This is a genomic window from Scytonema sp. UIC 10036 (assembly GCF_009725235.1).
In genome coordinates this window covers 1-19,216 of record NZ_WJFC01000127.1, presented here as the reverse complement: position 1 = coordinate 19,216, position 19,216 = coordinate 1, and the positions used below count along the sequence as shown (strand labels likewise).

The window sequence follows — 19,216 nt, the reverse complement described above, 5'->3', positions numbered from 1 at the left end:
TTTTGCAAGGTGCTTGTAAACTTGAGTTAGAGCGCTTGCTTGTTGAGCCTTTCAGCCTTCGCTCTGATTAAACCTTAGATACCGTAAGGTGTTGAGCACATAGTTTATTGCACAGTATTAACTTAAGCAATCGACTGATTAAACCTTAGATACCGTAAGGTGTTGAGCACGAAGAAAGAGGGTTTAGAGCGATCGCTGGTCCCCATCTGATTAAACCTTAGATACCGTAAGGTGTTGAGCACCAGCGATCGCGGAACTTTACGCGCACAACGTTGGCAACTGATTAAACCTTAGATACCGTAAGGTGTTGAGCACAAGTATTTGTGGAGCCTCAGTTGGGGATAGGATTCTGATTAAACCTTAGATACCGTAAGGTGTTGAGCACGCTCTAGGGCAATTTGCCTCGGAACGAGGATGCGACCTGATTAAACCTTAGATACCGTAAGGTGTTGAGCACCCAAATAAACCCGTAGCTTTTAACGACGGGTCATTACTGATTAAACCTTAGATACCGTAAGGTGTTGAGCACGCATCTAACGCATTGCTTATGACTATGCCTTTGCCACTGATTAAACCTTAGATACCGTAAGGTGTTGAGCACAAAAACAAACAATTAAGATTAAGAATGTCAGAACGTCTGATTAAACCTTAGATACCGTAAGGTGTTGAGCACACTATGCCTTTGCCACTTCCTTGAATTCCAATTATTACTGATTAAACCTTAGATACCGTAAGGTGTTGAGCACGCGACTATCGAATCATTCACGGCAATTCCAGATACCTGATTAAACCTTAGATACCGTAAGGTGTTGAGCACCGATCGCAGTCCTCCACTGCCACTTGCGAATTAATCTGATTAAACCTTAGATACCGTAAGGTGTTGAGCACCAGACGAGGGGAAACTTAACCAACCAACTGTATTATCTGATTAAACCTTAGATACCGTAAGGTGTTGAGCACTTCGGTAATCAGGAGTGCGGGGGCGACACTTGAGACTGATTAAACCTTAGATACCGTAAGGTGTTGAGCACCGATCGGTGATTGGGAGGCGTACCCAAACTATATGCCTGATTAAACCTTAGATACCGTAAGGTGTTGAGCACATGCTTGGCTGTGGCTTGGTTACGCTACCAAGCAAAACTGATTAAACCTTAGATACCGTAAGGTGTTGAGCACAGATAATTCTGGAAATTAAGAGCGCTGACAAGAAAACTGATTAAACCTTAGATACCGTAAGGTGTTGAGCACATTTCCTTGAAAGCATCAACAGAAGCTTGCAAGGGTCTGATTAAACCTTAGATACCGTAAGGTGTTGAGCACTAAGGTCATTGACAATACAGAAAGGCATAGGACAAACCTGATTAAACCTTAGATACCGTAAGGTGTTGAGCACTATAATCGGGTTAACAGAAGGATCAAGACAAGGTCTGATTAAACCTTAGATACCGTAAGGTGTTGAGCACACAGATGCACCGTACACAGGATAATAGCAAGATATGGCTGATTAAACCTTAGATACCGTAAGGTGTTGAGCACAAATGGGTCAAAAAGAATATGGTAAAGATATTGCCTGATTAAACCTTAGATACCGTAAGGTGTTGAGCACAAGACCTAGATGCTGCAGTCGCTACTCTCAAATTTCTGATTAAACCTTAGATACCGTAAGGTGTTGAGCACGAAATCGATACAACGGTTTTTTAGGGTTAATCGCTACTGATTAAACCTTAGATACCGTAAGGTGTTGAGCACGTATCCGCATCAAGCAAGGATCGGGATCGGGGTATCGTCTGATTAAACCTTAGATACCGTAAGGTGTTGAGCACCTCAACAGCGATTAAATCCTATATTGGGCAGAACCCTGATTAAACCTTAGATACCGTAAGGTGTTGAGCACGGAAGGAAAAGAATTCACCCTGAAAAGAAACCGTTCTGATTAAACCTTAGATACCGTAAGGTGTTGAGCACGTGATGAAAAAGAGTATAAAGTCTGTGTTTCTTATTCTGATTAAACCTTAGATACCGTAAGGTGTTGAGCACTGACTTCTTCAAAAGCACCTGTACGATACCAAATTCCTGATTAAACCTTAGATACCGTAAGGTGTTGAGCACCCACCCATCACGGTCCGCACATCCTCAATAAGCCACTGATTAAACCTTAGATACCGTAAGGTGTTGAGCACGCATGGTAAGAATTGATATCTGTCGCTATTCCTGAATGCTGATTAAACCTTAGATACCGTAAGGTGTTGAGCACGACTCAGCCGCCTAGAAACACTGTTTACCAACGTAGGCGAAAAAGTTCTAGAACATGATGCCACTATTGATGTACTGGTAGCAAACATCCAGGAATTAAGCGAAAACCTCAGAAATATAAGCGAACAGACCAACCGCAATATCAACAATTTGGCAGAGCAAGCAGCACAAGACAAGCAGCAAGCAGCAATTGACCGCCAAGCTTTTTGGGAACAGGCAGAGCGCGATCGGCAAGAATTCCGAACCAAGATTCGACAAATTTGGGAGTACTTGCGCGATCGCAATGGTGGCAGCAGTCTACCCCAATAAATAGCAAAAATTCCCTCCCAAAAAAATAAGGAGAGAACACACCGCAATGGTCTAAGCTCGGTAAGCATGGAAAGACTTGAAACTGTTGCCGATCGCCGAACCCATTGCCTTCATAAAAGTATTGCGAAGTCCCACAGCTACCGGGTTTTTCAATTCCCCCATTTTGCCGGATTGCCTTGATGCAAGGACGATCTCCTTGGTGCGTGAAAAACGCTCTGACTCATACTGTTGGAAAGCAATAATTGGATCTGGTTGTGCTTGCAAGCATTGGGTGACGACGTAAGCATCCTCCAAGGTTGTACAAGCGCCCTGTCCCATCGTGGGTAGCATGGGGTGAGCAGCATCACCAAGTAGCGTCACATTTTGCTGGCTCCAAGGCTGTTTTAAAGGGCGATCGTACAAATCAGTGGTCAAAATATTGGCTTCGTCTGTAGCAGCGATTAATTCAGGAATGGCTCTGAACCAATCTTGATACATCGTCAATAGCTCTTTTTTACGACCGATCGCAGCATCTGGTTGTGCTGGGCGTGCAGTTGCTGCTGCATACCAATACATTTTTCCCAGCCCAAGCATCATGAAACCGAATCCTTTACCGCGTCCTAAAAATTCCTGAATGTATCCAGGACGATAGGCACTTGGAGTACAATCGGTCAAACCACGCCAAGTCTTAAAATTTCGATAAATAAGATCGTCCCCTAAAATGGCAGTTCTGACTCGCGATCGCAACCCATCTGCGCCGATTAACGCATCCCCTTCAACATTCAAACCTGAAGCAAAATAGGCACGAACCCAATTTCCCTTGCGCTCAAATCGCTCAAAGGTTTCTCCCAAAATGAATTTTTCATTCGGTACGTTGTGCCACAATAGCTGATGCAATTGGGCGCGATGAATTCCAATAACGGGTAACTCAAAGTTATCGAGGGCAATATTCACTAACTCAAAGCCGCGTTGCGAATTGAATTGATAGTTGGTAATGAAATAACCAACCCGCATTGCTTCTTCCAATAAGCCTAAGTTCTTCAAGATATGGGTTGCGTTTGCCCAAAGCGCAATCCCAGCCCCGACTTCTCGTAACTCTTTGGTTCGCTCGTAGACGACAGGCTCAAAACCAGCACGAAGAAGGGCGAGCGCAGTTGCAGCACCGCCAATTCCACCACCAATGATGATGACTTTTTTCATAATTTCCCCTTTACCGACAGACTTGTCAGTTGGTTAATTTTTATCAAACAGGTTTTCTACAGTTTTGTCAACTGACAAGTCTGTCGAAAAAAGATATACTGAGCCATAAGTTCCTAGAATGCTATAACAACTGTGGCGCGTACAAAATCTGAAAAAGTCAAGACTGCCAAGCCAGTTCGAGATGCTGAAGCGACTCAAGCTGTGATTTTGGCAGCTGCGGAAGAAGAATTTGCCCAACATGGTTTTACGGCGGCGCGAACAGAAGCGATCGCAGCCAAAACAGGTGTAGCAAAGTCAATGATTTATTACTACTTCAAAGATAAAGAAGGTTTGTATCAAACAGTGTTGGAGCGATCGCATACGGAGCTTTTGCAAACAATTCAGCAATTACAGTTGGAGCATTTGTCTGGTGAAGTGGCGTTGGAAAGATTTTTGAGAGCATTGCTCGGTTGTGTATCGCGTAACCCAAAACTCCCGACTATCATGTTTCACGAAGCAGTGCAAAACCAGGGAAAGTACTACAAACACAGTAGTTCTGTGAGTATCGATACGGCTTTGATCGCAATTCTAGAACAAGGGGTGGCTGAGGGGATATTTCGCCCACTCGATCCGTTTCAGTCTGCAATTAATATTATGGGAACTTGCTTGTTCTATTTTATTGGTGCAGGAAACATTCAGCAAATTCCCCAGGGTAAGCGGCTGTTGAGCAAAGCAATGCTCGAACAACATACTAGTGAAGCGATCGCGCTCATCCTAGCAGGTGTACGACAATCCTAACTAGTGTCCCATTAATTTCGATGGGTAAAACGATTTTTCCTCTCTCGTTCCCAGCCTCTGGCTGGGAATGCAGTGGGCGAGGCTCTGCCTCGCATTCGGGAGGCGGAGCCTACTGTGCTCTACCCATACTTATTTTCTGGAAGTCCCTTACCTTCTTGTCTTGCACCTGAACATACCTCTTTCGTCTCAGAATCTAGAGACTATCACCTTTTCTTTTTTTTTAGCAAGCCCTAATTATTTCTAAAGTTTTCTTGTTAGGCGTAGCAACAGTACATCCAATGACAGATGAAATCATTGAAAATCCAGCTACGCTGATTTTGTACTTTTAATTCAAAATTATACAAGATAGTAAGCATGAAAGAAATAGTCACTTTTTTCTTTGGGTTAGGATTTGTATTCAATGCTAGTTTATTTTCTAGCACTTGAGCTAACTTATGTCGCAGTTGAAGAAGAGTTTTGCAATTGTCCCATTGAAGCTTACTCTTGAGAAACTCCCAAAACAGCACCACAATGCCTTTTTCATGGTTCGATTTAGGTAGATAAATTGTTTCGTCGTCTAGTTCTGGGCTATTGGATTTCTCCTAGAAGAACGTCATTGCGATCGCATAGCGTCTCGTAGAGAGGAAGAGCGCCAAAGCAATCGCAATAACTACAGGATGATGCCATTACTTCGCGTCGCTATCGCTGCGCTCGTAATAATAACAACTGAAAGGGTCTAGAAGGCTTGAAACCCGTGCAGACAGCATTTGTGTATACACTATAGGCTCAACTAAGCTAAAACCTCAGTTTGTAGTAGCGCCTTACGTAATGCAGTTACGGCTTCTTCTGTTTCTACCAACCTATTGAGAGCAAGTGCAATATCATCTTCAACCTTCAGCAGTTTAGCTGCTTTTTTTACAGCTTTTTGCTCTTCAATTGAGTAATTATTATCGGCACGAGCCATTTGAATTGCATGATACAACAATGATCTTGATTTTGACCAAGTAGAAACATCAACTGAAATCTTACTTAGCAAATTTTCTAAGTCAGCTTTTTTGTATTCAAATGCTTTGTATTTTTCTATTATTTCTTCAGGTGCGCCGACAAGACGTTGATGATTTAGTAACCAGTTCAATTCGGCTTCTGAAACCTCTCCATCTGCTCCAGCAATAGCGAGTAGTGCATATCCGTAGTTCAGGTATGCTTCAATAGGAGCTTCAGAAATACCTAAGTTTTTTTTCATGAATTCTGAAGCAGGCTGTGTTTGTTTGAGATTGTTCATAAATTACCTCTTTAATTTTTTTGAGAGTTCGCTCTTTGGCAAATGCAATTAATAAATGAAAGAATTGTTGTCCAGTTTTCTAATTAGTGTTCACCCATTAAATCCCACGTAAAATTGTTGATAAATTACTAGTGGTATATATGCCTTCAAATACTCTTAGTATCAGAGTGAAAATGCAAGGAAAGTTAAGAAATTTAAGCAAATTTTTGAGGCAATTAAGAGGAAGTTTGAAAAGTGAGCAGCTATTGTGAGCAAGCTTACTAGGCTAATGGCGGAAATGTGTAAGCATTAGCACTTCAGCTAAGCAGTATTTTTGTACTACAAAAATCCAGACTACAGCAAAAATGTCTGAAAGTTGTCTTTATCTATCTGCATGGATGTAGTCCACAAAGTAAAATCTCGGACGAAGCCAGAATCTCAGCCAAGCATAAGCGCCTAAACCTAATAGTGCTGCCACAGTTAAGGGTAAACTCAGAGTTAGTTGCAATCTATCGCCAAGGAGAGCAACAGCACAAACTGTAATAGCAAAGTAGATTAAAAGCACTGCTTGCAAGCGTTGCACAACTAAAAGTGCTTCTCGACAGCTACGACAATGCTGGGTGTGTTGTTTGTAGCGATCCAGGATTTGTTGGCGATCGCTATTGATATTCCTTGTTGTTGGCACATCGATTCCAACTTCGCTCCAGGGTAGTAGTCCGTGACAGTAGCGATCGAACCAACTCCTAAACTCTATGACTAAACGGTCTGCACTTGTAGGCATCTGATAGGCAGTTTTCCAGCTTTCGGTAGATTTTGTTTGTTGGAGAAAATACTCTTGCTGCATAAGAAGCACCATATCTCCATCAATAACCAGATTGCGATTGCTGAGGTGATCCCACCAACGAGGTGTGATATGATGGAGTGCTTTGGCAAAGTTACGGGAAAAATGAGCGACAATTCTAGACTTACCTGGAGACACAGGTATACAGTAGGTGACAAGTCCCAGCTGTTTGCCGTCATCCCCCAAACCGATCGCATACTCCAAGCGACAAGGTGGTTGAAAAGTGATTGTTCTTTGCAAACCTTCTTTTGTAGTTGCTTCAATCAAATTAGGTGTTGATTGCACAATTTTGAGTGGGATTGGTCTTGCTTGTTTGCGATCGCCCTGCACGCCATGATGAGAAAAAGGAACATGACTGGGATCTGCCACATTTTCCACAAGAGTTTGCCAGTCATACTCTAAATCCCGTACAAAAGAAGACCAAACAAAGCCCTTGCTTGCGTCTATTTGGGGTGACAAAGGTAATGGTGTATCGGTAGCTTGTTGGCTTGATTTTGCATCTGGCCAAACCCAGAGTAAATCCTGTTGCTGACAAGTTGGTAGTGCTACAGCACAGAGATTTTCCTTATGCTTGCTCAAAAGTTCTGGATTTTCTGCTTGGGGAATATGAGTACAAATTCCTTGGCGATCGAATTGCCAACCATGATAGCTACACATTAAATTCCCTGTTTCATCATCAATGCGACCCTCACTTAGAGGAGCAAGGCGGTGGGGACATCGATCTAAAAACACCTGAAAATTTGGAGATGATTTGGGTTTCCAGATGACTAAACGTAGTCCTAAAAGTGATACTGAAGTCGGTTGTTTGGGATCTAAGTCTTCAACTGGTGAAAGAGGATACCAATGTTGAAAAAAATTGAATTCTGGCTTCATTTGACAAAAATTGGGGTATTGGGTGTAGGAAAAGAAAAGGATTTGCAACTAGTATTTTTTTACACTAACTTTACATAGAGAACTAATACTAATTTTCTCAAAATTAAATATTGTGTAATTTTGTATGTTTGCTTGATGATTTCCAGTTTTATCTTCAGTGTTTACCCATTAAATTCCTTGTAAAACTGTTGATAAATTACTCTTGGCATATACGCCTTCACATCTTCTTAGTATCACAGCAAAAATGCAAGGAAATTTAAGAAATTTAAGCAAATTTTTGAGACAATTAAAAGGATGTTTGAAAAGTGAGGGGCTATTGTAAGCAAGCTCACAAGGATAATCGTAGAAATTTGTAAGCATCAGCACAAGGTTTATTTAGAATTTGGCTGATTACAAATAGAGCGATCGCTCTTTTCTAAAGCTATATTAGTTTTCAAATAATCTTGGACTAAATTGCAACCAGAAGTTAGTACATCTAGATTGAGAATTCGCTGCAAGTTCCAAATAATTAGCGTGTTATCATCACCTCCTGAAACTAATAAAGTTCCATCGCGGCTGATGACAGTTTTCCTAATCGCTGCGGTATGTCCTCTGAGGGTCGTTAGTTCTGTACCATCCAACTTCCAAAGCTTGACGGTTCCATCTCCACTCCCAGAAGCAAGTATTTTGCTGTCGGGACTAAACGCTACCCCCCAAATCGCAGCTGTGTGACCTTTGAATGTTTGCAATAACTTGCCATCCACCGTCCACAACTTAACGGTATTGTCGCCGCTTCCAGAAGCCACCATTTTACCGTCAGGACTAAAGGCAACGATCCATACTACTGCTGAATGTCCGACAAGGGTTCTGAGCAACTTACCCTCCAGCGTCCATAGCTTAACAGTACCATCGCTACTAGCTGAGGCAACTAGCCGACTGTTGGGACTAAATGCTACTTCCCATACTTCGCCTTGATGTCCTTTAAGAATCTGTGGTATAAGGCGACCTCTGTTCCAGATCTGAATATTATTGTCAACATTAGCTATAGCGATCGCTTGACCATCGGGACTCAATACTGCTGCTGTCATTCTGCTATCAGGATTTTTGTAACTAGCAGTTAATTTACCGTCTCGTCGCTTGAGTTTTATCGTATTATCGTCAGAGGGAAGAGCAATTAACTTGTTATCCTCACTGAAAGAAACCTGGAAGACTATACTTTCTTCAGTCAAAGTTTCGAGTAATTTGCCTTGACGACTCCAAAATTTAACGGTGTTTTCGTGGCTAGCTGTGGCGATGGTGGAACTGTCAGAGGCGATCGCTATTGACCAAATCCCTGCTTTATGGGCTATGATACTCTTTTGGAATGGATTTTCACTCTGCCAGAGTCTGACAAGGTTTTCTGCACCCCCTGAAGCTATAAAGCTACCGTCGGGACTGAAAGTAACTCCCCAAATAGATGCACTATGTCCTCTCAGGGTTCTGAGTTCTGTACCATCAATGTTCCAAAGTTTAACAGTTTTGTCGAGACTGGCGGAGGCAATAGTCTGACCATCGGAACTAAATGCTACTCTCGAAACTCCAGCACTATGACCTTTAAGAGTTTTATCCAGGCGATAACTACCATCTGTGCTGTCTCGCTGCCAAAGTTTGACGGTTTTATCTTCACTTGCGGTCGCAATAGTCTGACCGTCAGGACTGAAAGCTACGCCGACAACCCAAGCTGTGTGACCTTGGAGAGGTTGTAGGGGTTTGGCGTTCTGCCAGCCTGAATTGTCTCGTCTCAAGAGTTTTACTGTCCCGTCTAGATTGGCAGCTGCAATGGTTTGATTATCAGGACTAAAAGTTATTCCCCTAAACCCAGTTTTATAACCTTGAAACGTTTTCAGTAAAGTGCCGTCTCTCTTCCAGACTCTCACCGTTGTGTCCCAACTTGCAGAGGCAATAGTTTGACCATCCCGACTAAACGCTACTCCCCAGACTGAAGCTGTGTGACCTTTGAATGTTCTAGAAATTCGCCACGATGCGTCTTTGGCATCGCGCTGCCAAAGTTTAATAGTACCATCCTCACTCGCCGAGGCAAGTATCCGACCATCAGGACTAAAAGCGACTGCTCTCACTGCTCCCTGATGACCTTCGAGAGTTGCAACTACTGTACCATCACGTCGCCAAAGTTTAATTGTTCTATCCAGACTGGCTGAGGCAATTAGAGAACTATCAGGACTGACATCTACTGCCATAACACTTGCTGTATGACCGACAAAACGGTTGTACTCATCTGCTCCATAAACTGCTTGCTCTAGTGCATCTTCAACTAGAGATGCAAGATTTGTGTTTGCTATTCCTAGCTTTTGCAGTTTGTCTTTGGCTTTGATTGCTTCTGTGAGCGCATCTAATCTGCGATTTGAGGCAAACAGTCCAATAGAAGAAGATACAAGCGCTCTAATTTCGCTGCTCTTAGCTTGGATTTCGCTGCGCCTAGCTTGAGCTTCGCTTTTCTTTGTTTGATGATACAGAACAAAACTCCCTATACCCAAACTGGTAGAGATGAGAAACCCGATACACACTACAACTAGCAAAAATCTTTGCAATTTAGCTGTCTTTTTCTCTTGTACGAGTCGTGCTTTCTCTTCTATAAGTCGTGCTTCTACTTCTTTAGCCCGTGCTGCTTCCAATGCCGTTTGCACTTCCATGCGATCGCATTCAATACTTGCAGCTAAAAACTGATAATCTAAATCGCTCAGACTTTTGCCCTGCAACCATTTTTGAGCATCTTTGAGTGCCTGTCCTCGCAGCAAACGCGATTCATCTTTATATCCTGATACGACCCAAGCATTGAATGTCTGCGAGTATGGGCGGAGATTGTCTAGTTGTCTTAATACCCACTCGGTATTGAAAACATTGCGATAGATGGGATTTTTAATTTTGAGATAACCGTTGTGTTTCTCCACTAAACCAGATAACAACAGTTCTGTCTGTTCTCGACTATCATCAATCGGGACAGGAGGATGAAGCTGAGGGGAAAACTCGTCTCCCCTACTCCTTTGCTCCCCTGCGCCTCTGCTCCCCTGCGCCTCTGCTCCCCTGCTCCCCTGCACAAGCGCTAACTCGGCTTGCAACACTTGCTGATAAATACCCAATAATCGCCCTGCCCGTTGTTCGTTGAATAGTAGGCGATCTCTTATAGTACGCAGATGTTCGGGTTCGTCTTGTGATTGCCAATGTTGAATAACCCGCGTTTTTACTAATTGCTCTACCCACAATGCTTCTGTGCCTGGAGCCAGAGTAATCATTTGTGTAGTATTTTCATCAGCAAGTTGGACAATTAAATCGCAGAGTTTTTGTGTGAGAAACGGTTGTCCTCCCGTCCAATGAATAATCTCTTGCAATATTACTTGTGGTTGACTGACTACTTCCTTTAATCCTTCAACCAAAGGGGCGACCTCATGCAGTTGAAAGCCTTGTAACTCAATTGCTTTACCAAGGTTAAAGGGTGTGCGGCGTTTATCAGCGATCAGGTCAGAGGGACTAGCTACACCACATAGTGCAAATCCCAAGCGTTCAAAGCTTGGATTCTCTGGTCGCAGATTATAGCACTGACGAATCCAAGCAAAAAAGTCGTTAATGGGAAAATTTAAACGCAGCAGGCTATCAATTTCATCAATAAAGATGAAAATACGTTCGGCTTGGCCGTTTCGTAGAAAATCACTTTTGACATTTGGCAGTAAAATTTCTTCCACAAAGGAGTGTAGTTTTTGCACCGAAGAAATGCCAGCTTGCGTCTCCCACCAATGTTTAAAGTTGACCTGCGATTCTAGCTTAAAGCTGTAGAACAAGCTGATAATAATGCCTTTGTACCATCGCTCGGCTGCAGTCACCTCAATACCCAAACGGGTCATATCCAAGTAAGCACAGCTATGACCTTCTTCTCGAAGACGGTAACTCGTGCGCTGTAGTAAGGATGACTTGCCCATCTGGCGAGAATTGAAGATGTAGCAAAAATTACCAGCTTTCAAGCTATCATAAAGTTTTTCGTCTGCTTGACGGACAACATATGTCGGATTGTTACCGTGGAGACTACCTCCTACCTGATATCTCATATTGAAATGTGATTATCATGTACAAATGATAACAGAATTATTCCCAATTTTTCGATTATTTATTAAAAATCAATATCATCAGCTTTACAGTACGATTTGATACTATTTATTTTGCCAACAATGTCTTCACTATTTTTACCCTAAACTTTCTTAACTTTCCCAAAAAAATATTTACTTTCTTCTTAAATTTCTTAACTTTCCTTGTTATTTCTTCCAGATTAATGGATTATAGTTTGATAAATCAAATTGTTACTACTTACCAAGAATTTTAATTTTATGACTCATCAAACCAGAACAAATCTTACATGATAATTTTGAAACAGTTAACGCCATTACATCTTTCATTCTTTGGAAAATCTATTGTTAAACAATTGTCGATAACAGTTTTTGAAAATAAGCACGGTAGAGTTCAAAACGTGGTAAGACGAGAGCGCCCTCAAAACGAATTAATCCCAAACTTTCAAGCTTGTAAGCCTCAATAGGATCGATAGAAATACCTTGCTTTGCTACCAGAACTTTAGCATAAGTCTTTGCTAAAGCCTGATTTTTTTGCAGTTTTAGCCAGAGTCGCCATAAATGATAGCGGTAGATGCCACCATTGGCGATCGCATCCTCTATCAGTTCTTGCAGAGTCATTTCTTGAGAGCAAAGATAGTACAAACTAATCTGAATCAGTGCTGGATGTCCCCCTACCAGTGACATCAATTGGGCAATATCTTTAGATGTACAAGAGCTTAAATTATACCGCCTAGCTAAATCTTCTACTTGTCCTTGGGTAAATTCGTTCAGACGAATCGGTAGACCAATATTAAAAGGTGAGAGGTTAATATCCAGAGAGATGTACTCTTCTGTTGAATAAACCATCACTAACCTCAGCTTTTGCCAGTTGGGATTGTGTCGTGCTTCCTCACACCACGACCGTAGTAAAGCAAAAAAATCTTGACAAATGTGAGGATATTCAAAAAAACGGTCAATCTCATTCAACACCAAAACCACTGGGCTTTGACATTGAGCGAGCAAATAGTTTTCTAAATAGATTCCGCTACTCACGCTGTAGCCAATTTCTTCATCCCATTTTTCCTTAAGGTTGGGTTCAATACCTAACTCTGTTGCAATTTTCCAGCAAAGACGACGCAACAGCTTATTTAAATCAGTTAGACACTCATTCTCAAATTGGTAGCAATTCAGATTCACAGTCTGATACCCAAGCTTCTGTGCAAAGGCTAATAGCCTCAACACAAGTGAACTTTTACCCATCTGTTTGGGGGCCCTAATCCGAATCACGCAGCCACTAGTAGTTACTTCTTGAAAAACCCTTCTTTCTAGTGGCGGACGTTCAATATAAAAGTCAGAATCTAAAGGTACAACACCATCCGGGTATGACCAAAGTTTTTCTATCTGTTGGGTTTGTTTGCGATCTTCTTCTACAAATGAGGTGAAGTGGGAAGGTTGAAATGAATTTTCTTCTGTATTTGAACCAACACACAAAAACTCAGATGTTTCAGTTTCATTTGCTTCACTTACATTAGTGTAATCCTGGCTTTGTAATTCCAAATTAAAAGCACTAAAGCAAAGTTTCAGTGTTTTTTGATCTACACCTACACTTGAAGACCATAATTTACTCAGAGTTCTACTGGAAACATTAATGCGATCGCTCAGTTCTTCTAGACTTAAGCGCTCGCCTTTATTTTCTACTATCTCCATGGAAAGAATTGCTGACTGTAACCGTTTAATTCCTATGGAAGTTAGTGTAACTCCTCGTCTGCGTTTCTTTTTACTTTGTTCTAGTTTATACATCTAGCAATTTTCTAAAGTAGCAGTTTTTACATTTAATTCCTTAAATTCTCATTCACGATTATAAGTCTTAATACACTTAGTACCTAATTTTTTGAGAATTTATTGCTACTTCAATCAATTACATTACATTACACTATAATAGCTTGATAGTAAACATTTTATATATGATTTCTCAGTCTAGTGAGGTACAGTAACAACAATGGTTAAAAATTGATAAGAATGAACTTGACAAAAATTTGTAGATGTGAATTAAGAGTCATAGAGGTCTGCAAGTACACCACCTTGTAACCTCGCTTCCGCACCCTAACTGTCACAAATAAAAAAACTTAGAAAAAAAAGAAGGCATTCCCAGGCAGAGCCTGGAAACGAGGTGGGGAGTCCGACCTCCGGTAACGCTGTTCTTTCTCAACCTCAAAAATCAACCGTCATCCGTACTTTTCGCCGTTTCAAGAAAAAAGACATTCACGATCCAACAAACTCCAGACCAGATTACCAAGAATTACTCACTGATGTGAGATTTATTACTTGGATTGATTCTCAAACTGATAAATCCCAAACAACATTATCAGAAAGGTTAGAACAAGCATTTACAAACCCCGCTTCAATAGAGCGTTTTGGTGGTTTATGCTTGGGAGAAAGTCGGGATTTAGTCAATTCTGTAACAGTGTGGTCAGAAAGCGATCGCAGTCAGTCTTTGCAATGGTTGGTACAAGATGAGGATGGATTATTCACATTGCCTTATTGGGTGGATCGTGTTGGTTCCAAGGGTACGCGATGGAATAAGTTTCAATCTCATGTAAATGACTCTATGGATTCGTCTTATGATTCTTATGAAGCTGCTTATAAAATGAATAAAATGCTAGAAGAGTATAAACATAGTAAAAATGTCTAAAGGACAGAGATTTGCTCACACTAAAAAGAAAAATAATTTAGGTTTGACTCTTCATGTTCCATTTTTGAACTTAGTGTTGAATCATGGCGATCGCTTCTTACAAGTTACTGCTTTGCTTGATATAGGCGCTGATGTCAACGTTTTTGAATACAAGAGGCAGAGCCTCTAATGAAGGCATTCCCAGGCGGAGCCTGGGAACGAGAGACGAGAGACGAGGGAACGAGAGACGAGAGCGCGGTCACTGGTCACTGGTCGCTGTTCTTGATGTGGGGGAGTATTTTTCTATAACTTCACCCATAATCAAAAATAACACTCCAGAGAAAATCCCTGCTGCCATGATGTTTAATTCCGTACTCCCTAAGAGTTCTAGATGGAAATTAAAACAAGTTACAATTAAAAGAGATATTGACGAACAACTGCTTGCAATTAAAGATAACCGGACACTTGATTTACCAAAAGTATAGCGTTTTCCTTGGGCAATTAAATAAGCAGCAAAGGGAACAATAACTGCACCGACATAAGCAGCATAAAAAGCCACAATTAAACTCACAATTTCGCCTCCTCTTAAAGCGACAATCAAACCAAAAAGCGCATTTCCAAAAGTTATAAGTAACCTATTAATAAGAGAAATTGGCAGAATATTAAAATCCAAGATAATTTTGCTCTGTACTCGTAATATGCTGCTACCAATACCAAGTGAAGGAACTAGTAAAGATACAATCAACGCAATACCTAAGGGTTTGTCAGTGCCACCAGCAATCCAAGATAGAATATAGGGCAGAGTTTCTTTACCACCTATACCATCAGGTAAAACTCCAGCCTTATGAGCTGCTATCACAACTGTTGAAGGTAATAAAGCGAGCAAAAATAACAAAATTCCTGCTAAAAGACATCCTTTATAGAGACTTTGTATATCTTTTGCTTGAACAAGATACATTTGGTACTTCATATCTATCAGCACCAACAGAACCGTAGAAAGTGTTATACCTATTGTTGTTGGCAAGCTTTCTAATTGAAGTGAATTTGCAAACTCTAACGGCGATCGCAAATACTCAGGAAACCCATGAAGCACCCACAGCCCGTAAAGAAGAGCCAAAAAATTGATAACAAGCAACCCTCGCAAGATAGAGCCTGCTTTCTCTACTGGTAACAAAGAGAGAATGGCAAACAAAGTTGCCAAAACAATCATTGTGGGTATAGTTGGGATGCCAAAGACTTTGAGGATAAAGGCGGCGGAAATTAACTGTACGGCTTCAATACCAATCAGGGAAACCCAAGACATTAGCCCTACAAATATTTTTACTCCACTGCCATAAGCAGAACCAAGGAGAGTCCAAATTTGTTCTGTTTGCGTCCAGTAAAACTTTGCCAATGCTATGAGAGCAATTGTACCCAAGCCAAGAGAGACAGCATAAAGGCTACCAGCCGCACCATGAGTCAGGGATTTCTCTGCTGTTCCTAAAAGAAATCCCAAACCATAATGTGCTGAAACCAATAAAGCCGCCAGGGAGAAAGTATCTAACCTGCGGTTATTCATAATCAGTGACCAGTGACCAGTGACCAGTGACCAGTGACGGATGACTAGTACTGATTACTGTTTTATATTTCTTCCACAATTGTAACTGGCTCGTTGCCCAACTTTAGCAGTTCGTAAAGATCGTAGGCGTATAAATCTTCTTGGCTTGGCTCTTCTGTCTGACTTGTAGCCACAATTGGTTCGCCGTAACCTTTGGTTCTACCAATCAGTAAAAGTTTTTTACCTGCACACTCACCAATTTCCTTAAATTGGTTTTCTGGCAAAAAGGTAACGTGTTCGCTAAAGAATGTGCGATTTTGGATAGGCATTTTATCCTCCTTAGTTTGGAACTAGATCTACTTAGCAATAAACATGGGTTATTGCTGGATATCACGGGTTTCTAAGATGTGCTGTGTGTTACATGTAGGAGGATCTTAGGAATGCAGCTTAATGCAAGCCTCTACCATTGATACTCCTTCCAATGCCGACGGAGTTAGCTGACGGGCTAAGGCTGGAAGGTGCCTCTCTTTCTCCAAAGATTCGCCCCGATACATTGGTTCCTCCGCTTCTAACCCAGTGTTTTAGATTCTTTAACCACATAACTGGATTGAATTAGGCGACTTTTCCCAATCAATACATAAAATAATACTGAAATGCTAGAGCAGTCAATCTCTATTTTAATTTCTCAAAATAATCTTTACTTAAGAAATAAGAAGAAAGTATTAAATGTAAAAATTTATACTTTGTCCTTCTCTCGCTTTTGGCTAAAGGTTGGGAATGCAGACTGCCGGGTTGCTTACCTTTCCGGAGGCGGAGCCTCTCTTGAGGCATTCCCAGGCTCTGCCTGGGAACGAGGTGAACGGTTTATACTTTATCCTTGATACTTTATCCTTTCTAAGGAAGCTGATCCCAAAGCAAGATATGCGCTAACGTAGGGGGTGAACCTCTATGAAAGCGTCACAACAAGGCAAATCGTTATTTCAGTCAGGGAGAAAAATGAGGTTGCGGTCTATCTAACGGTCAGGAGTTGGCTATGCATGAACTAGTTCAAACTGTCGCAAACAGTGATGAGAAAACGGCTCTGCGTCAGTTGGTCTACGATCTAAGTGCTTCTGGGAAGAAGTACTTCCTGAGAAACGAAATTTTGCAAGCTTTTGCGGACTATTGTCACCACTCGCAAAAGCCAGCGTATTTTTTTCACTCTTCTTCTTTAGGCAAACTTATTCACTACACTCATGAAATCATTCTAGAGGAGGAAAGCGCTTGGTTCCTTCTCCGACCTCGGATAGGTGTTCAAGAAGCTTGGCGATTGGGGGCAAATCTTACAAGCTTTGAGCAAATGACACCGCAAGAACTTCTTGATGTGCGCGATCGCCGTGTCGATCGCTACCAGCCTCAAATCTTAGAAATAGATTTCCGACCCTTCGATCGCGGTTCTCCTAAAATTGACGATCCCAGAAATATTGGTCAAGGGCTGGGGTTTCTCAATCGGTACTTGTGTTCTCAAGTGCTGACAGCCCCTGGGTATTGGTTGGAAGTCCTGTACGATGTTCTAAAACGACGCCAGTATGATGGCGTTCCTCTACTGATTAACGGTCGCATTCTCTCAGGAACTCAGTTTGCCCAACAAGTCAGACTAGCTATTGGTTTGTTGAGCGATCGCCACCCAAGCGAACCCTACGAAAAATTCCGCTATGAATTGCAAGACTTGGGTTTTGAACCGGGTTGGGGAAACACCGCATCTCGCGTACTGGAGACCTTAGCACTCCTCAACCGACTGATTGACACTCCTGAACCTGCTATTCTAGAAGCCTTTGTTTCCCGCGTTCCCTCCGTCTTCCGTGTTGTACTTGTTTCCGTACATGGCTGGGTTGGACAGGAAGGAGTGATGGGACGACCCGAAACAGCAGGTCAAGTCATCTACGTTCTCGAACAAGCTCGAAGTTTAGAAAACAAACTGCGCGAAGAAATCCAACTCGCTGGGCTAGAAGTTCTTGGTATCCAACCCCAAGTAACCATTCTCACCCGCCTGATTCCCAATTGTGAAGGAACCCAATGTAACTTGCGCTTAGAAAAAGTTCAAGGTACAGAAAATGCTTGGATTTTACGCGTTCCCTTCCTAGACGTTAATCCCAATATTACGCAAAACTGGATTTCTAAATTTGAAATTTGGCCCTATCTTGAAACATTTGCCTTAGACGCAGAAAGAGAGTTACTCGCACAATTTCGAGGCAAACCAGACCTGATTATTGGTAATTACAGCGATGGGAATTTAGTTGCTTTTCTTTTAGCACGCCGTTTGAAAGTCACTCACTGTAATATTGCTCATTCCCTAGAAAAGCCCAAAAACTTATTCAGCAATTTGTATTGGCAAGACTTAGAAGACAAATACCACTTCTCAGCCCAATACACCTCCGATATAATTGGTATGAATGCGGCGGACTTTATTGTGACATCGACCTATCAAGAAATTGTAGGGACACCCGACACAATGGGTCAATATGAGTCATACAAAAACTTTACAATGCCACAGTTGTACCATGTAGTAGATGGAATTGACCTATTTAGTCCCAAGTTCAACACAGTACCACCAGGGGTGAACGAACATATTTTCTTCCCCTACAATCAAAAAGAAAACCGCGATCCCAACCTTCAAGCACGAGTCAAAGACTTACTCTTTACCCGCGAAGACTCGCAAATTCTGGGACATCTAGAAAACACAAACAAGAGACCGATTTTTGCTGTTGGTAGCACCACTCCCATAGATAATCTTGCAGGATTGGCAGAGTGTTTTGGTCGAAGTCGAGATTTACAAGAACGTTGCAATTTAATTATCCTTTCTGACAAATTACATTCAGAGCAAGCAACCAACTCAGACGAAGCCAGAGAGATTGAACGGCTTCATAACATTATTAATGAATACAATCTTCACGGACGCATTCGTTGGATAGGTATGCACATTCCCCTGATGGAAATTGGGGAAGCTTACCGCGCAATTGCCGCTCGAGGAGGTCTTTTTGTTCACTTTGCCCGCTTTGAAGCTTTTGGTAGAGCCATTCTTGAAGCAATGAGTTCTGGGTTACCGATTTTTGCAACACAATTTGGTGGTTCTTTAGAAATTATTGAAGACGGAGAAAATGAGTTTCATGTCAATCCTACAGATTTAGATGGAACAGCTAAGATAATATCGAACTTTATTGACCAATGTGATATGCAGCCAGAGCACTGGTATAAAATATCAGAGTGGGTAACTCAGCGTATCCGTAATAAATACAACTGGGAATTACATACCAAGCAGTTATTACTGCTTGCCAAACTCTACAGTTTTTGGAACTTTGTCAATCAGGAAAATAGTGAAGCCAGGGGACGCTATCTAGAAACTTTATTCCATTTACTCTTCAAACCTAGAGCTGAAAAGATTTTAGAGCAGCATATGCAGAGGTAGGGGGTAGGGAGTAGGGAG

At 41.7% G+C, this 19,216-nt stretch carries 12 protein-coding genes, 1 CRISPR repeat array and 1 riboswitch; of the genes, 5 read left to right on the top strand and 7 right to left on the bottom strand.

Features of this window, described 5'->3' with window-relative positions:
- Positions 1-63: 63 nt before the first annotated feature.
- Positions 64-2,254: direct repeats of the CRISPR family, unit length 36 nt; unit sequence CTGATTAAACCTTAGATACCGTAAGGTGTTGAGCAC.
- Between the two features lie 149 nt (positions 2,255-2,403).
- The gene (locus F7734_RS39980; RefSeq protein ID WP_243147345.1) at positions 2,404-2,562 is read left to right on the top strand and encodes a hypothetical protein; all 159 of its coding nucleotides are present in this window, start codon (positions 2,404-2,406) and stop codon (positions 2,560-2,562) included.
- Between the two features lie 51 nt (positions 2,563-2,613).
- Here the strand turns inward: F7734_RS39980 and F7734_RS39975 are convergent, their stop codons facing one another.
- The gene (locus F7734_RS39975) at positions 2,614-3,741 is read right to left on the bottom strand and encodes an FAD-dependent monooxygenase (RefSeq protein ID WP_155749974.1); all 1,128 of its coding nucleotides are present in this window, start codon (positions 3,739-3,741) and stop codon (positions 2,614-2,616) included.
- A 132-nt stretch (positions 3,742-3,873) separates the two neighbouring features.
- Between F7734_RS39975 and F7734_RS39970 the strand changes: the two genes are divergently transcribed.
- Entirely contained in the window at positions 3,874-4,518 is a 645-nt protein-coding gene (locus F7734_RS39970; RefSeq protein ID WP_166482442.1) for a TetR/AcrR family transcriptional regulator, read from the top strand.
- A 769-nt stretch (positions 4,519-5,287) separates the two neighbouring features.
- Here the strand turns inward: F7734_RS39970 and F7734_RS39965 are convergent.
- From F7734_RS39965 to F7734_RS39950, 4 genes are all read right to left on the bottom strand, one after another.
- Entirely contained in the window at positions 5,288-5,779 is a 492-nt protein-coding gene (locus F7734_RS39965) for a TerB family tellurite resistance protein (RefSeq protein ID WP_155749973.1), read from the bottom strand.
- Between the two features lie 361 nt (positions 5,780-6,140).
- Positions 6,141-7,472 carry a Rieske 2Fe-2S domain-containing protein gene (locus tag F7734_RS39960; RefSeq protein ID WP_155749972.1) on the bottom strand — a complete coding sequence of 444 codons (1,332 nt, stop codon included), beginning with the start codon at positions 7,470-7,472 and terminating at the stop codon, positions 6,141-6,143.
- Positions 7,473-7,843: 371 nt separating this feature from the next.
- Entirely contained in the window at positions 7,844-11,548 is a 3,705-nt protein-coding gene (locus F7734_RS39955; protein WP_155749971.1) for an AAA-like domain-containing protein, read from the bottom strand.
- A 363-nt stretch (positions 11,549-11,911) separates the two neighbouring features.
- A complete protein-coding gene (locus F7734_RS39950; RefSeq protein WP_155749970.1) occupies positions 11,912-13,345 on the bottom strand; it encodes an AAA-like domain-containing protein in 1,434 nt (477 codons plus the stop codon).
- A 370-nt stretch (positions 13,346-13,715) separates the two neighbouring features.
- On the opposite strand from F7734_RS39950, the gene F7734_RS39945 reads away from it, so the two are divergent.
- Positions 13,716-14,237: a hypothetical protein gene (locus F7734_RS39945; protein WP_243147344.1), complete on the top strand. Its 522-nt coding sequence runs from the start codon at positions 13,716-13,718 to the stop codon at positions 14,235-14,237.
- A complete protein-coding gene (locus F7734_RS39940; protein ID WP_207714327.1) occupies positions 14,230-14,406 on the top strand; it encodes a hypothetical protein in 177 nt (58 codons plus the stop codon). Before F7734_RS39945 ends, F7734_RS39940 begins: the two co-directional genes overlap by 8 nt.
- A 69-nt stretch (positions 14,407-14,475) precedes the next feature.
- Here the strand turns inward: F7734_RS39940 and F7734_RS39935 are convergent, their stop codons facing one another.
- Positions 14,476-15,774 carry a hypothetical protein gene (locus tag F7734_RS39935; protein ID WP_155749969.1) on the bottom strand — a complete coding sequence of 433 codons (1,299 nt, stop codon included), beginning with the start codon at positions 15,772-15,774 and terminating at the stop codon, positions 14,476-14,478.
- A 62-nt stretch (positions 15,775-15,836) separates the two neighbouring features.
- Positions 15,837-16,082 (bottom strand): hypothetical protein, encoded by a 246-nt coding sequence (locus tag F7734_RS39930; protein ID WP_155749968.1) that lies wholly within the window; start codon positions 16,080-16,082, stop codon positions 15,837-15,839.
- 138 nt (positions 16,083-16,220) lie between these two features.
- Positions 16,221-16,382, bottom strand: a riboswitch (cyclic di-AMP (ydaO/yuaA leader).
- Between the two features lie 404 nt (positions 16,383-16,786).
- Between F7734_RS39930 and F7734_RS39920 the strand changes: the two genes are divergently transcribed.
- Positions 16,787-19,198 carry a sucrose synthase gene (locus F7734_RS39920; RefSeq protein WP_155749966.1) on the top strand — a complete coding sequence of 804 codons (2,412 nt, stop codon included), beginning with the start codon at positions 16,787-16,789 and terminating at the stop codon, positions 19,196-19,198.
- Positions 19,199-19,216: the final 18 nt, after the last annotated feature.

Coding starts and splice junctions, on each gene's coding strand:
- F7734_RS39975 (WP_155749974.1), bottom strand. CDS start 3,741: ATGAAAAAAGTCATCATCATTGGTGGTGGAATTGGCGGTGCTGCAACT.
- F7734_RS39965 (WP_155749973.1), bottom strand. CDS start 5,779: ATGAACAATCTCAAACAAACACAGCCTGCTTCAGAATTCATGAAAAAA.
- F7734_RS39960 (WP_155749972.1), bottom strand. CDS start 7,472: ATGAAGCCAGAATTCAATTTTTTTCAACATTGGTATCCTCTTTCACCA.
- F7734_RS39955 (WP_155749971.1), bottom strand. CDS start 11,548: ATGAGATATCAGGTAGGAGGTAGTCTCCACGGTAACAATCCGACATAT.
- F7734_RS39950 (WP_155749970.1), bottom strand. CDS start 13,345: ATGTATAAACTAGAACAAAGTAAAAAGAAACGCAGACGAGGAGTTACA.
- F7734_RS39940 (WP_207714327.1), top strand. CDS start 14,230: ATGTCTAAAGGACAGAGATTTGCTCACACTAAAAAGAAAAATAATTTA.
- F7734_RS39935 (WP_155749969.1), bottom strand. CDS start 15,774: ATGAATAACCGCAGGTTAGATACTTTCTCCCTGGCGGCTTTATTGGTT.
- F7734_RS39930 (WP_155749968.1), bottom strand. CDS start 16,082: ATGCCTATCCAAAATCGCACATTCTTTAGCGAACACGTTACCTTTTTG.
- F7734_RS39920 (WP_155749966.1), top strand. CDS start 16,787: ATGCATGAACTAGTTCAAACTGTCGCAAACAGTGATGAGAAAACGGCT.